Source organism: Bacillus cereus group sp. BcHK124 (genome assembly GCF_027712065.1).
Classification (GTDB): Bacteria; Bacillota; Bacilli; order Bacillales; family Bacillaceae_G; genus Bacillus_A; species Bacillus_A pacificus.
Genome location: NZ_JAQFPJ010000011.1, coordinates 95,644 through 107,827, shown reverse-complemented (window position 1 = coordinate 107,827; position 12,184 = coordinate 95,644). Strand labels below are relative to the sequence as shown.

The window sequence follows — 12,184 nt, the reverse complement described above, 5'->3', positions numbered from 1 at the left end:
CCTTAATTTGCCACAGATTGCGACATACATTTATTCTCCCACACAAGCATACAGAAAAACCTTTCCTACATAATAGAGAGGAAAGGTTTAATTTGCTACTTGCATACTGCTTTTTGCCCTTCGCTCTTATCGTTCGAGACCTGTAGCCTCGCACAGGTTTTAGCACCTATTCACTTGTGTTTACCAATACAAGTGAGGTTGCTGGGCTTCATCGGGCCTGTCCCTCCGCCAGCTCGGGATAAGAGAGTATCCGTCCCAACCTATACTAAAGAAATGATATTCATTTGTCAATTAATATTCACATTTTCCTGAAAGTTTTTCTCAGTGCGCCTGAAATGAAATATTAATAAGGAAATAATGCATTCACACAAACAAAAAGAAATAAATAGTATACATTATTTATATAATTGTGTTATACTCTTGTTGGGGATTACGAGAAATATTTCATTAAATGAAAAGGATGGTATATAAATATGAGTACTGTGAATGTCCAAATTGGTTTACACGAATTATTGAACGGAAGCAATGCACAGATTCAACTAAGTGTTCCGCAATTAGTGGAAAAAGTATTAATGCGAAATGAAGGGAAATTAACTTCGACTGGTGCCGTTTCTGCTTCAACTGGAAAATATACAGGACGTTCTCCTAAAGATAAATTTATTGTGAAAGAAGCATCGGTTGCTGACAAAATTGCTTGGGGAGCAGTGAACCAACCGATTTCTGAAGAACATTTTAATAAATTATATACGAAAGTTTTAGAATACTTAAAAGAGAAAGAAGAGTTATTCGTCTTCAAAGGATTTGCAGGCGCTGACCGTAATTACCGCCTACCAATTCAAGTTATTAATGAATATGCATGGCACAATCTATTTGTACATCAATTATTCATTCGTCCAACTGAAGAAGAATTAACAACTCATGAATCAGAGTTCACAATTGTTTCTGCACCGAATTTCAAGGCTGATCCAGCTGTTGACGGCACAAACTCTGAAGCATTTATTATGGTTTCATTCGAAAAACGTATCGTACTAATTGGTGGTACAGAATACGCTGGAGAAATGAAAAAATCAATCTTCTCTATTATGAACTTCTTATTACCTGAACAAGATATTCTTTCTATGCATTGCTCTGCAAACGTAGGTGAAGAAGGCGATGTAGCACTATTCTTCGGTTTATCTGGAACAGGTAAAACAACATTATCTGCTGATCCAAACCGTAAATTAATCGGTGATGATGAGCACGGTTGGTCTGATAACGGTGTATTCAATATTGAAGGCGGTTGCTACGCGAAATGTGTAAACCTTTCTCACGAGAAAGAACCACAAATTTTCGATGCAATCACATTTGGATCTGTTTTAGAAAACGTTATCATTAATGACCAAACGCGTATCGCAGACTATAACGATACTACTTTAACAGAAAATACTCGTGCTGCATACCCTATGCATGCGATCGACAATATCGTACTGCCAAGTGTTGCAGGACACCCAAATACAATTATCTTCTTAACTGCTGATGCATCTGGCGTATTGCCTCCAATCAGTAAGTTATCAAAAGAACAAGCTATGTACCACTTCTTAAGTGGTTACACTAGTAAACTAGCAGGAACAGAGCGCGGTGTTACATCTCCGCAAGCAACATTCTCAACTTGCTTCGGTTCACCATTCTTACCACTTGATGCATCTCGCTATGCTGAAATGCTTGGTGAAAAAATCGAGAAACACGATGCGAAAGTATTCTTAGTAAACACTGGCTGGACTGGTGGCGAATACGGCGTTGGTAAACGTATGAACTTAGGTTACACTCGTGCAATGATTCAAGCAGCATTAAACGGTGAACTTGCGAAAACTGAAACAGCTAAACATGACATCTTCGGTCTTGAAGTTCCACTTCACGTACCAGGTGTACCTGACGAAGTGTTAATGCCTGAACAAACTTGGGCTGATAAAGCTGCTTACAAAGCAAAAGCAATCGAACTTGCAAATGAATTCAAAGCTAACTTCAAAAAGTTCGACAGCGTATCTGAAGACATTATTAACTTAGGCGGCCCAATCGCTTAAGTGCAAACTTTCTGTTGGAATCACCCTTTACTCATATGAATAAGTGTCGTGTAATCGTAAAGTTTCGCGTACTCACCGACAAAACCCAATGCGGCTTAACGGTTACACACACTTACATAAAAAAGAAGCTTACGTTTTTTACGTAAGCTTCTTTCTATATCTTATATAGTGACTTAGCTCATAAATCACTTACCGTCACCTATAAAATTACAGAAAATTCATTTTATAATCATTCATTTTTAGTTTCCTATGCTATAATTTACATATACAGGAAAGGGTGAAGCTTATGAAAAATTTTTCTCGTACAGGAAAAATTTTATTCAGTTACGGAGCGATTCAAATGTTTTGGGGACTTGTAATGCTTAACGTTAATGTATTTGAGCATACAAGCGAAACAATAAAATATATTATTCTAATTATCGGAATAGTTTTTTGTATTATATCCAACTTTTTTAAAGAACATAAAAGTCATACTATTACGTGATTTTATGTTAACTTATTGGAAGGAGAAACCTGTATTTTATGAAAAGTTTCGCTTCCTATTGTACTATTCATCGCCGGATCCCTTATTCCAGGGTAAATTCATTTTTACACATATAACTTACTGATATATCCCTCGCTAGATCCTCTATTCCATCTAAAAAGAGGCTTTTTATCTTTTGGTTAGTTCCTTTTCATCTTTCATACTATAATAACCTAAGTTAACGACGATTAAAAAATAACCGCCCATAATCCCTACTGCAAATGCCCACATAACCATATGGTGCTCAATTTCGTACATAATAATAGCGCCCAAAATAGCAGCCGCAAAACGATTAAACATACCGAGCGTCGGTGCTTTCGTTTTCTTTACGATACTATCTCCAAGCTTCTCAATTCGTCTCCCTAAAAGCCACACGCAATACATACTTACAATAAGTCCAATTCCTGCACCTAAAAAATGTGCTGAAAACGGTGTTACCATCCAGCCTAGCAAAAGAAAACCTAGTATATAATACGATTGAATTTTAAACGACCTTAACGACATACTAATCATGCTGTTCTCCTCTTCTTCAGTAATTTTTATCTATCCAACAAAAGACTTCTTTCAAGTTCATACTACTTAAACCCATTTCACTCAAATTAAAAAACAACATAAACACAATGTTTATGTTGTTTAAATGTTTTTAGAAAATAATATTATACAAGATTTCCAACATCATATTTTCATAATTTGTGACGTTTTTTCAAACATTTTTCGTCCATTTATGAAAAAATTGATATCAATCTATGAACATACGGATATGATGTAATAAGTACACAAATAAAGGGGGCGTCTAATGATTTATTTTTTAATGGCTCTCATTCACCTCATTATCCCTGCACTTATTGGACTTTCATTGTATTGGTACACGAAAAACCATAGTATTTTCTACGCTGTCCTCGGTGTCCTTCTTCCAGGTATTATTCTTATCACACTCTTCCGTATTCCATTTTTAAACTTAATTCCTCTTGTTACTGCTATCTTATTTCTCATATTCTTACCAAAAATAAAAAAATAGGAAAGCAGATCATAGGTGATCTGTTTTCCTATTTTGATATAGGTTCCCCCGCAGTAGAATGCACTTTTACTTTCTCCGATTTCACAAACCATAAACCGAAGAAAATAATAATTCCACCGATTATTTGTTGAAACGATACATATTCATTTGCCCATACAGCTGCAAATAAAACAGCTACAAGTGGCGTTATATACATATATACCATCGTATGTGACGCTCCAATTTTTTGAACACCAACATACCACATCACTAAACCGAACACTGTTACAAAGAAAATAGAATATAGTAAAGCGAATAGTGTTATTCCATGTGTAATGTGAAATGGCATTATAAATACGTATGGTCCACTTAAAAGCAAGAGTGGAATCGCGCCAACTAGTGCTGACCATGCGGTAACACGTAGCGCTGAATATTTTTTAATTAATGGGCTTGCTAAAACAGGATAAAGCCCCCAGCATATTGATGTAATGAGTCCAATCCCATTTCCATAAAAAGAACTAGCAAGTGAATTCCCAGCTACTAAAACTAAGGCTGCACCACAAAAGGCAATGATTGAACCGATAAGCTTTCGAGAAGAAAACTTTTCTTGTTTTAAGATAATCGCAAATACAGTTGTAAAAATAGGTGAAATAGAAATGAGTAAAGAGGCATTAGTAGCGGATGTATATTTTACAGTTTCCATAAATAACGTTTGATACAGTACAATACCTACAACGCTAACGATAATTAATCTAGGTATATCCTTGCGCTCCATATAAACCGACTTTTCAATAAAAAATGTAAGGAGTAACATAAGCGGTGCCGCTGATATCATCCGAAGTGCAGTAAATTCAATTGCTGTAAATTCTAAAAGTCCATATTTCGCAATCGTAAAATTAATCCCCCAAATAATAACGACTGCTAAAATTAATAATTCAATTCCCCATCTTCTCATGCGTATCCCCTCCGCAAATATGATTATACAGAAAATTCAATCATATGTACATTTCATTATGTGAAAAAACCTTTGTATTGTATGAAACGTTTTGGTACATGAAATTATATCGGCGATTTTCTGAATATATCAGCGTAACTCCGATTATATCGGCGATTTTTCGAATATATCAGCGCAACTCGAATTATATCAGCGATTTTTTAAATATATCGACTTATCAACAAAAAACGACAAAAATAGCAGCTTATTCAATAAAAAAAGTGGTTCCAAAATACATTTTGGAACCACCTTTCCTTTACTACACTCGAACATGTAACTTCATATTTGGATTATAAAATTGGCTCGGGCTCTTCAGTTGAAAAGTCCCTCCACCTTCATGCCAATCAACTGTTAACTTATCATCCATAAATACAAGCTTTGTGCGATCTGCAATAAAGCTAAACTTGCTTGATTCAATATCCACATCGCGCTCATCTTTTTCTGCTACAGCTACTAAATCGATAATTCCGCTCATTACACAACCGCAACCTTCATTATCGTAAAATAACTTTATATATTTCGCTTCATTTGGAATCGTATCCACAATCTTTTTATATGCTGCTTCTGTTACAGTAACGTACATACTCTAATCTTCATCCTCTCTTCTCGTATCCTTCATATATTGTACCATCATTTTTTTCAAAAGATATATACAGAAAATTATGAACAATATACAATGTATGTAGTAAAGGAGGTTGTATCACTCATGCTCAAATTACTACGATACCCCATCTTCCTAGGTCTACTCGGTAGCTTTTTTATTTCTAGCGGTATAGTATTACACCACATATTTCCCTATACTCCTTCTATTGGTTGGATTTTAGGTTTTATTTGTTTTCTATCCGCTTCTTTCTTATTTTGCTATGAAAAACAAAAACATCTAATTAATTCAAGGAGGATAACATGCCAACTTTAAAAGAAATAGAACAATCACTCAATCATTTATTCGAAATAGAAAAATACGGAAAAGACAGTGCCTTTAGTCGATTTATCCCGGCCGTATATGATCCTATCCCATTTCCATGGCAAAATTTTTTTGAAGCCAATTTTATTGAGCTATTTAACGGTCTTATGATACGAGGAGCTGAAACTGTAAATAAAGTATTTTTAGCTGTTTTTCCTACAAATGACGTTCTTGAAACATTCATTTCACAATCCACATCTGGTGATTTACTTTTTATGCACCACCCACTTGTAATGGAATGCGGTGATCCGCTTGGAAAATCAGGTCGTGGTTTTATTCCAATACCTGAAAAATATTTGCAAGCGATAAAAGAAAAACAACTTTCTATATATACATGTCACGGACCAATGGATATTCATCAAACGCATGGAACGAGCATTTCAATTGCAAAAGTCTTACATGCTCACGTAGTTGACGGCTTTGCATATGAAGGCCCAGAACAAGAGCCAGTTGGCCTTATTTGTGAAATAGATGAAACATCCACAGAAGCACTCCAAAAGCGTCTAAAAAATCTCTTCCATATTCCTTATACAGACTTCGAAGGTAAACAACATGATTCTATCAAAAAAGTTGCAATTATTGCGGGATGTGGCGATGTCGTTTCTCTCATGAAACAAGCAGAAGCAAAAGGTGCTGAAGCATATATTACTGGGGAAATCCATTGCCATATCGACAATAATTACGGTAAACAGAAATACTCGCTCATTATGGATTACGTAAAAGAAACGAATATGTCACTCATCGGTGTATCACACTCTGCCTCTGAATATTTAGTGAAAGAAACATTGATGTATGATTGGTTTAAAGAGAATTTTGAAGTAGATGTTACTTTGGTTCCACAGGAAAAATGGTGGTTATAAATTTTTAAAGAGATAGCTAATTTAGCTATCTCTTTTTACTAAACTTAAAATAGAAAAAATTCGATATACAATACACTTTCACCCTACTGTTAAAATCTAAACACACAATACAATCAACCACACAAAAATATAGAATTCCTAATATACATATAGTAGTTCTATTTTAAAAACTAGATTTTCAAAATATAGAAAGGAGAACATACATGTACCCACGTAATTGTTTTAGTTGCGATGGCAGACGCCCCAGTGGTTCTAACGGGAATACTGGACCCACTGGACCCACTGGCATCACCGGATCTACCGGTATCACCGGACCTGCTGGCATCACCGGATCCACTGGAAGCACTGGACCCACTGGAGCTACCGGCATCACTGGACCCACTGGAAGCACTGGACCTGCTGGCATCACCGGATCCACTGGAAGCACTGGACCCACTGGAGCTACCGGCATCACTGGACCCACTGGAAGCACTGGACCTGCTGGCATCACCGGATCCACTGGAAGCACTGGACCTGCTGGTATCACCGGACCCACTGGCATCACCGGACCTACCGGCATCACTGGACCCACTGGAGCTACCGGCGCTACTGGGGGTACAGGAGCTGGCTTACAAAGTACTACCGCCTTTAGTCTTGCAGCCGCTCCCAACTATAAAGCCGGACAAGTTGTTACTTATACGAGCAGCGGCTATGTTGTAAAAAAGGATGCACCTCAAGGATTTCCTAATGTATCTCCAGATTATATCGTATTAGTAGAAAGTGGGCCTACTGGACCCACTGGTATTACTGGATCTACCGGAAGCACCGGACCTTCTGGCATCACTGGGTCCACTGGAAGCACCGGACCCACTGGCATCACCGGATCCACTGGCATCACTGGACCCACCGGCATCACTGGATCCACCGGCATCACTGGACCCACCGGCATCACTGGACCCACTGGCATCACTGGACCTACCGGCATCACTGGACCCACTGGAAGCACCGGATCCACTGGTATCACTGGACCTTCCGGCAGCACCGGACCCACAGGTAACACCGGATCTACCGGAAGCACCGGACCCACTGGAAGCACCGGATCTACTGGCATCACCGGACCTGCTGGTAACACCGGATCTACTGGAAGCACTGGACCCACTGGAAGCACCGGACCCACTGGAAGCACCGGATCCACCGGCATCACTGGACCCACCGGGCATACTGGACCCACTGGCATCACCGGATTCACTGGCATCACTGGACCCACCGGAAGCACCGGACCTTCTGGCATCACTGGGTCCACTGGAAGCACCGGACCCACTGGAAGCACCGGACCCACTGGAAGCACCGGATCTACCGGCATCACTGGACCCACCGGCATCACTGGATCCACCGGCATCACTGGACCCACTGGCATCACTGGACCCACCGGAAGCACCGGACCTTCTGGCATCACTGGACCCACTGGCATCACTGGGCCCACTGGCATCACTGGACCCACTGGCATCACTGGGCCCACTGGCTCCGCTGGTAGTGCTTCAGCAAAAAGTATTGTGTTTCAAGGAACAAATGCTGGTTTTCAACGTATAGCGGGATCTCCTGGAATTGACTCCAATGTTATTCCGTATGTCACTGCTGGATCTGGTAGTATAGTTGGTTTTACGGCGTCTATAAATGTAAATAACTTACCTGCTGCTGTTTATACAATTGATATTTGCAGGAATGTCCCTACAAACCTCACCGCTCCTACTTCCAGTTACATTCTAACTACTATTACTTTAACTACCACAGACAAAATTACCGGAACTATAGTATTTTCCATTAAACCGACGGATACTGGTTCCGGACAAATTCAAGTATTTAATCCTACTCCCGCAGTAGGTCCCGCTACTGTAACTTGGACTAGTATTACAACTGGAAACCTTGTTTCGAGAGGAGATGCTATATCCCTTTATATTAACCCTGGAATTACTGCGAGTGCTGTATATTCTATTTTCCTAATCACTGATCTATAAACTCACACTTAAAACCATTTATTCCACAAAAAAGACCCGAGATTCGGGTTAACAAATAACAGACAAGTTCATTATATACTTTCACTGCAAAATAACCATATTTCGGATTTTATTTTCCATATACTGCACTAATAGTGTGAACAATTTTGAATTTTTATTCAAAAAAAGGGGAGTTCACTCTCAAATAAGTGATCTCCCTTTTTAAAATAACTTTTCATGATATCGGCAATACAACCTTCACCGTCGTTCCAACCCCAACTTCACTTTCAAAACTTATTTTACCGTTGTGATCTTTAATAATTTTTTCTGTAACTACTAAGCCTAAACCTGTTCCCGTTTCTTTTGTTGTGTAAAAGGCTTCATTTAGCTTCGGGATTTTGTCTTTTGGAATGCCGCAACCTTCATCCTTAACTTGAACAATGATTGCATCTTCTACAGTCACTTTAATCGTAATCGTTCCGCCAACTGACATTGCTTCAATCGCATTTTTAATTAGATTAAAAAACACTTGTTTTAATCGTTTTTCATCGCATGTAATCGATGGTATGTCTTTACTATAAATACCTTGTATGTGCACACCTTGATTTAAAGCAGGCTTCCCCATAACTCGAATAACATACGCGATAATTTCTTCTATATTATGAACTTCTGATTCTATTGATTTAGATTTCTCAAATCCACTAAGTTCTGTAGCGATTGTATGAATTCGTTCTACTTCTTGTTTCATAATATCACTATATATTTTATCCTCTGGATATTTAACCGCTTGCTTATTTACAAATTTATCTAAATTAGCTAAAGGTCTTTTAATTTTGGAACCAATAACTGTAGCCATTTTCCCAACAGTTGCTAACTTTTCTGTTTGTTGTATTTCTTTATTCATCATCTCAAGCGTACGAACGTAAGATTGGAACCTTAAAAACATAATCCAACATATGATAGTAAATACGCTATATAATGCCATCGGGATTAAAACGAGTGATGAGTGAATCATGATTCCTATAAGAGCATATTTTCCAACAAGTATGCTCGGAACTAACCAAAAATATCTTTTATTCACAAAAAGTGGGGCAAATAAAATAAAAAATCCTTCTACTATATTCCCACCATCAAACTCAGCATCACTACCGTAGTAAATCATAATATTATGGATAAAATCTAATAGATTATATCCAATTAGAATAATATACTTTACTGCAAATGGATTTTTCCATTTCATAAAGTATATTCCAATGCAAAATAAAACCACCATCAGAAAATAAAGCCATAACCCTAAACCATCTTCAAATTGTCCTACTCCTTCTTGCTCTCCTCCTATTAAAGGTACAATAAATTCGTAGGCAAGATCGTATACAAAAAATATAATGAAAAATAAACTTAAATATATTTTCAGCGCCTTCATTTCTTCATTTTTAAATATACCGTCTTTATTCATATGGTAACTCCTAGCTTTTCTCCCACTTGTATTTCATTATTTCCACACTTTTTTGGAAGAATAATATCTATTCTCGTTCCCTTATCTCTTTCACTTGAAATATGTAACGTACCAAGGTGTTCGTTGACAATTCGATCTGCTACCGTAAGTCCCAAACCAATTTTATCTTGTTTTGTTGTATAAAAAGCTTCTGTAACACGAGCCACATTTTCTTTCTTAATACCGTAACCATTATCGATTACACTTAACATTACATAATCTTGTCCTTTATTTTCTAATCGTAACTCTAATGTGCCACCTTGCTCCATTGCCTCCAGAGCATTTTTTATGACATATAGAAAGACCCCTCTTATTTTTCGCTCATCACATTCAACTTCTATTATCTTTTCTTCGATATTAGACATAAGCTGGACAGTAGATTCATTCATTTTTTCTCGAAGAATTGCTACTGCTTGTAATGCAATTTCACCTATATTATGTTTTTTATAAATAGAGGGTTTACATGTAGCAACTTCCATCAATTCACTTATCATATTATTCATATTTTCTATTTCAAAAATCATCTGTTTATAAATAGGGTCCTCTTCATGCTTCTCTCGTTGTAATTGCGTAAACCCTTTTAATGAAGCAAGTGGATTTTTAATTTCATGTCCCACTGTCGCTGCCATCTTTCCGATTACTGCTAATTTTTGTGATTCACTAGCAATCTTAATACTTTCCTTTACCGCTGAAAGGTATTGTATAAATCGATTTAAAATGATGTATACCGCTATTAATATGAGTGTATACATAATGAGGTACATAAATCCTTTTACTTCCTTTAATACAAATAAGTAAATTACATATTTCCCTACAATAGTTGAAAGTACAAACACAAAATATTTTTTATTTAAAAATATAGGTACAAAGAAGATGAGAATAATTTCTATTATATTTACCCCATCAAATGCCGCCTTATTATAAAGCATATACGAAAGTATGTTAGCAATTTCTATTCCTATGTATGCAAATACACATGCATATTTCACAAAATTCACTTTCTCTTTTTTTATTAAATATACATTTACACCGAGTATTGCAGTTCCGCAAATAACTTGCCATAGTATGCTATGTCCCTTATCCGTTAGTGATTTATTTTCTAATACGATTGCATAGAGAATTTGGTATGAAACAACAATGACGTATAGCACCCACAAAAAGATTTTGGCATTCCTTTCTTCTTCTTTATATGATAGAAAACTTTCTTTCACTTCAACACCCCTTCAACATAATATCTCGAAGAATACCATTTATTATAATAAATGATTTTCTTATACAAACAAAGATAAATCGAACATTTGAGGAAAATCATCCCAACGCTTTAATACTTTCAGACGATATGTAATCATAAAAATTATAAACAATAATACGTATATTATGTGGGAGAGATTTTATATAAATGGTAAAAAATGAAGGAAAGTTTGGTGTCTTAATAGAACGAAAACCTACGCTCCTGGCGTATGAATAGGAGGCTCATTCATGTTTGTTACCGTCGAGAAAGATGTGCATATTTTTGTGCAAGATGTTAATCCCGGTCCCGGTAGTAAAACCGTGTTCTTCGTTCACGGTTGGCCTTTAAATCATCAAATGTACCAATATCAGCTCAACGTATTACCACAGCACGGTTTCCGCTGCATCGCTATGGATATACGCGGAAATGGGCAATCCGATAAACCATGGACTGGTTACACATACGATCGTTTAGCAGACGATATCGCCATTGTCCTAGAAGCACTTCAAGTCGAAAATGCTACATTAGTCGGTTTCTCAGTAGGCGGTGCTCTTTCCATTCGGTACATGTCTCGCTATAATGGTCAACGTATTTCTAAACTTGTATTAATCGATGCCGTTTCCCCCTCTTTCGTTAAAAATCAAGAATCTCCCTATGGTGTCCCAAAAGAACAAGCAGATACTCTCATTAATCAAATGTATGCTAATCTACCTAAATTTTTAAATGATGTGTCTTTATCATTTTTTAATAGAAACTTAGGATTCGCTACGTTAGAATGGTTTTCTTATCTCGGTATGCAGTCTGCTTCCTATGCTCTCATCAAAATATTGCAAGCAGCCGCAAATGAAGATGTAACGAAAGATTTAAGTAAAATTAACGTGCCAACAAAAATATTCCACGGTATTCACGATCAACTTATCCCATACAAAAGCGCTGAACTTACGCAAAAGCGGATTAAAAATTCTCAGTTACATCCTCTCACCAATAGTGGTCACGGCTCCCCAATCGATCAAGCGGATGAATTAAACGAAGAACTTATAAAGTTTTTGCATTCATAAAAACCTATGCCAAATCGTATCGATAGGAA

General features: G+C 37.1%; 14 protein-coding genes and 1 riboswitch. Of the genes, 7 read left to right on the top strand and 7 right to left on the bottom strand.

Annotated features, from left to right (window positions below):
* Positions 1-123 precede the first annotated feature (123 nt).
* Positions 124-245, bottom strand: a riboswitch (SAM riboswitch).
* A gap of 228 nt (positions 246-473) precedes the next feature.
* A complete protein-coding gene (pckA, locus tag PDK19_RS17385; protein WP_000108802.1) occupies positions 474-2,060 on the top strand; it encodes a phosphoenolpyruvate carboxykinase (ATP) in 1,587 nt (528 codons plus the stop codon).
* Positions 2,061-2,346: 286 nt separating this feature from the next.
* Complete coding sequence (locus PDK19_RS17380) at positions 2,347-2,544, top strand: hypothetical protein (protein ID WP_014893464.1); 198 nt, start codon at positions 2,347-2,349, stop codon at positions 2,542-2,544.
* A gap of 168 nt (positions 2,545-2,712) precedes the next feature.
* Here PDK19_RS17380 and PDK19_RS17375 read toward each other — a convergent pair whose 3' ends face one another.
* A complete protein-coding gene (locus PDK19_RS17375) occupies positions 2,713-3,096 on the bottom strand; it encodes an ATP synthase subunit I (protein WP_000624920.1) in 384 nt (127 codons plus the stop codon).
* A 283-nt stretch (positions 3,097-3,379) separates the two neighbouring features.
* On the opposite strand from PDK19_RS17375, the gene PDK19_RS17370 reads away from it, so the two are divergent.
* Positions 3,380-3,601 carry a hypothetical protein gene (locus PDK19_RS17370; protein WP_000639044.1) on the top strand — a complete coding sequence of 74 codons (222 nt, stop codon included), beginning with the start codon at positions 3,380-3,382 and terminating at the stop codon, positions 3,599-3,601.
* 28 nt (positions 3,602-3,629) lie between these two features.
* Here PDK19_RS17370 and PDK19_RS17365 read toward each other — a convergent pair whose 3' ends face one another.
* Together PDK19_RS17365 and PDK19_RS17360 are read right to left on the bottom strand one after the other, a co-directional pair.
* The gene (locus tag PDK19_RS17365) at positions 3,630-4,535 is read right to left on the bottom strand and encodes a DMT family transporter (protein ID WP_001255401.1); all 906 of its coding nucleotides are present in this window, start codon (positions 4,533-4,535) and stop codon (positions 3,630-3,632) included.
* A gap of 298 nt (positions 4,536-4,833) precedes the next feature.
* Positions 4,834-5,157: an iron-sulfur cluster biosynthesis family protein gene (locus PDK19_RS17360; protein ID WP_000289576.1), complete on the bottom strand. Its 324-nt coding sequence runs from the start codon at positions 5,155-5,157 to the stop codon at positions 4,834-4,836.
* 93 nt (positions 5,158-5,250) lie between these two features.
* Here PDK19_RS17360 and PDK19_RS27480 point away from each other — a divergent pair, with 93 nt between their 5' ends.
* Together PDK19_RS27480 and PDK19_RS17355 are read left to right on the top strand one after the other, a co-directional pair.
* Positions 5,251-5,490 carry a hypothetical protein gene (locus PDK19_RS27480; protein WP_392387985.1) on the top strand — a complete coding sequence of 80 codons (240 nt, stop codon included), beginning with the start codon at positions 5,251-5,253 and terminating at the stop codon, positions 5,488-5,490.
* Positions 5,478-6,398 carry a Nif3-like dinuclear metal center hexameric protein gene (locus PDK19_RS17355; protein WP_049112595.1) on the top strand — a complete coding sequence of 307 codons (921 nt, stop codon included), beginning with the start codon at positions 5,478-5,480 and terminating at the stop codon, positions 6,396-6,398. Before PDK19_RS27480 ends, PDK19_RS17355 begins: the two co-directional genes overlap by 13 nt.
* Before the next feature lie 178 nt (positions 6,399-6,576).
* Here PDK19_RS17355 and PDK19_RS17350 read toward each other — a convergent pair whose 3' ends face one another.
* Both PDK19_RS17350 and PDK19_RS27320 read right to left on the bottom strand, forming a co-directional pair.
* The gene (locus PDK19_RS17350; RefSeq protein WP_270707701.1) at positions 6,577-6,957 is read right to left on the bottom strand and encodes a histidine kinase; all 381 of its coding nucleotides are present in this window, start codon (positions 6,955-6,957) and stop codon (positions 6,577-6,579) included.
* 180 nt (positions 6,958-7,137) lie between these two features.
* Positions 7,138-7,326, bottom strand: coding sequence for a hypothetical protein (locus tag PDK19_RS27320; protein WP_218823852.1), 189 nt, complete (start codon positions 7,324-7,326; stop codon positions 7,138-7,140).
* A 160-nt stretch (positions 7,327-7,486) separates the two neighbouring features.
* Between PDK19_RS27320 and PDK19_RS17345 the strand changes: the two genes are divergently transcribed.
* The gene (locus tag PDK19_RS17345; protein ID WP_442868812.1) at positions 7,487-8,392 is read left to right on the top strand and encodes a collagen-like protein; all 906 of its coding nucleotides are present in this window, start codon (positions 7,487-7,489) and stop codon (positions 8,390-8,392) included.
* A gap of 214 nt (positions 8,393-8,606) precedes the next feature.
* Here PDK19_RS17345 and PDK19_RS17340 read toward each other — a convergent pair whose 3' ends face one another.
* A complete protein-coding gene (locus PDK19_RS17340) occupies positions 8,607-9,827 on the bottom strand; it encodes an ATP-binding protein (protein ID WP_001030617.1) in 1,221 nt (406 codons plus the stop codon).
* Positions 9,824-11,077: an ATP-binding protein gene (locus PDK19_RS17335; RefSeq protein WP_000664877.1), complete on the bottom strand. Its 1,254-nt coding sequence runs from the start codon at positions 11,075-11,077 to the stop codon at positions 9,824-9,826. Before PDK19_RS17335 ends, PDK19_RS17340 begins: the two co-directional genes overlap by 4 nt.
* 268 nt (positions 11,078-11,345) lie before the next feature.
* Between PDK19_RS17335 and PDK19_RS17330 the strand changes: the two genes are divergently transcribed.
* Complete coding sequence (locus PDK19_RS17330; protein ID WP_049113378.1) at positions 11,346-12,155, top strand: alpha/beta fold hydrolase; 810 nt, start codon at positions 11,346-11,348, stop codon at positions 12,153-12,155.
* The last annotated feature ends 29 nt before the right edge of the window (positions 12,156-12,184 follow it).